Annotated in this window: 2 protein-coding genes; both read left to right on the top strand. The window is 46.6% G+C overall.

All coding sequences use genetic code 11. The features are described 5' to 3' along the window. Nucleotides 1-467 precede the first annotated feature (467 nt). A complete protein-coding gene (locus IQ242_RS25215) occupies nt 468-827 on the top strand; it encodes a YtxH domain-containing protein (protein ID WP_002761233.1) in 360 nt (119 codons plus the stop codon). After that, a complete protein-coding gene (locus tag IQ242_RS25210) occupies nt 828-1,193 on the top strand; it encodes a DUF948 domain-containing protein (protein WP_193961841.1) in 366 nt (121 codons plus the stop codon). Nucleotides 1,194-1,218: the final 25 nt, after the last annotated feature.

Genomic DNA, 1,218 nt, shown 5'->3' with positions numbered 1-1,218 from the left:
GGTCTATACTGAGAGTTTATTTAACAAAATAGTCCTAAAAGTCTTGCCCAATAAGCACTTCACGATTCCATAAGTAAAAATTATCACACAAAGTCGAGAAGAACCCTACCGGCCATAGAAAATTAATTTGGCCAGAGGTCTGTGGAAAAAATTTCGTAAACCTCTTGACAAAAGCAGCGGATTGTGTGTAATATAAATATCGTGTGAGGAGTATAAGTTCAGTATAAGAAGAACCTTTGGGGTCGAAACACGGCAAGACTCCCAGAGGTTCTTCTTTTTCACTCCCTTATTGGCTCAAAGTCAGCAATAAAATCAGGTTTTGCCCGATCGCTAGTTTTTTCTCAAGTTATCCCTTCTAGGTCTGTTTTTGCTTGCCAAGAGCAACAGGTCAAAATTTTTGCCGAAGAAACTGCACAAGAGCAGTGTAATTGCTCGTAAAATTGGGAATTAAGTACAGGGGCAATCCTATGGCAGATAAAAATAACGGTAACGGTGGCTTATTCGTCGTCGGGGTTTTAGTGGGCAGTGCGATCGGGGCAGTGGCGGGTTTATTAGTAGCGCCGAGATCTGGAAAAGAAACCCGTCGAATTCTGCAAAAATCCGCCCGGGCTTTGCCAGAATTAGCCGAAGATCTGACCACGACGATGCAATTACAGGCCGATCGCCTATCGGAATCGGCCCGGCGTAATTGGGATGATACTTTAATGAGATTAAAAGAGGCGGTGACAGCTGGAATCGAAGCTAGTCAAAGTCTAGCCACGGACAATCCCTCCCCCGACTCGCAAGAATCCCCCCAAGGCGATAATCAACACTCGAATCACTACTAAATGACCGAACCTATTTTCTGGCTAGGATGTTCTTTACTGCTAGTCGCCGTTAGTTTAACGGCGGTTTTCATCGCCGCTTTACCTGCCCTGCAAGAGTTAGCCCGGGCAGCCCGCAGTGCCGAAAAATTATTCGATACCCTCCATCGGGAATTTCCCCCGACTCTAGAAGCAATTCGCCTAACAGGGGCGGAAATCAGCGAATTAACCGAAAATATCGATGAAGGGGTCAAAAGTACCCGCCAAGTTGTCCAAGGAGTTGATCGCAGTCTCGGTAGTGCTAAAGCTGGTCTCAGCAAGTTCGATCGTGGCAGCCGTCGCCTCTTGATCGGTTTGAAAGTCGCTTGGAATACTTGGAAACGCAGTTAAGCAGATGGGGAAGTGGGGTGTGGGG

Origin of the sequence: Microcystis sp. LEGE 08355, from assembly GCF_015207185.1 — a bacterium.
In the GTDB taxonomy this organism is placed as follows: domain Bacteria; phylum Cyanobacteriota; class Cyanobacteriia; order Cyanobacteriales; family Microcystaceae; genus Microcystis; species Microcystis panniformis.
The sequence above is the reverse complement of the archived record's forward strand: the minus strand, read 5'-3'. Positions and strand labels throughout refer to the sequence as shown.